General features: G+C 44.3%; 2 protein-coding genes. Both read right to left on the bottom strand.

Going from position 1 to position 1,017, the window contains the following annotated elements:
* Nucleotides 1-407 (bottom strand): lipase family protein (locus R7Q46_RS25320; RefSeq protein ID WP_411978768.1); only part of this gene is annotated, 407 nt, incomplete at its 3' end.
* Nucleotides 408-505: 98 nt separating this feature from the next.
* Nucleotides 506-1,017 (bottom strand): CHAD domain-containing protein (locus tag R7Q46_RS25315; RefSeq protein WP_318077959.1); only part of this gene is annotated, 512 nt, incomplete at its 5' end.

Raw genomic sequence — 1,017 nt, 5'->3', positions numbered from 1 at the left:
GAAATGCGCTTGCCTTGCAGAATAAGCGGGACAACGGTTGCTTCTAGGCGTTCTATCACGCTCAAACCTAAGCGGTCTTCGTTTCTACTAGGTAAACTTTCTTGGAACAATAGGTGATAAAACCCTGCGTGAATACGGTAGTCGAGACCTAATCGACGGCAGCTTCGTGTCCACATTGCAAAGTTGAGCAACCAATCGGTAATGCTGTGAGAACCTTTAATAACGACCACGACTTCATCGCGGTTTTTGCTCCACAGTACGCGAATCATAATCTTGCCGTGTTCGTTTCGGATGACTCGCTGACCATTCGGATCGAAGCCATAACGTGTTTGTTTAAAGACTCTTGGATACGCGAGGTTGCACAGTACGGCGTAGCGTTCGTATTGGTATCGTTTTAGTGGTTTCACGTTGTCTTACTTAAAACTGTCCAACCTTATACTCTAGTGAGCGAGTGTGAAGAACACGTGAACATCAGCAGAATGTTTTACCGGTTCATTCCTCGTGGTTAACGGTAAATCTCTAACGTCGAAGCGTCATTGATAAATGAATCAAAACTTTTTAGACGAAGTAAGGTAGATTGCCGAGACTGCTCATGGGCCTGTTTTATTTCCTTAATCAGAGATTTGAGTACTTGGCGATCTGGTTTGTTGTAGCGTTTGTCTTTGCGGAGCTGGGTGAAAAACGCAATTTGAGTCGAAGTGTCATTGAAGTCGCCGAGCTTGTCTTGAAGCAGCTTAAGTTGCTGCACATTTTCTTTGTGTTGTTGCGCGGGATAGAGAGCAGAGAAGCACTCCAGCAGGTAGCGTAGAGCTTTGCATTTAATGCGTAATGTGTGAATGACATCGTCTTTGCTCGCGGGCGAGATTTTTCTTTGTGAGTTATTTACTTTTCTAAACTGGTCGGCAATCTTTTGATTTGCGAACGTCACTAATTCAATGTCGTTTTTTAGCAAGTCGTATTGTTTAGTTCGCTCAAGGCTGTTTCGAACCATAGCGCAATGCGCTTGGTAAGCAAGTG

Source organism: Vibrio sp. 811 (assembly GCF_033339195.1).
Note: the sequence above shows the minus strand (reverse complement) of the source record. Positions and strands in the feature narration are given on the sequence as shown.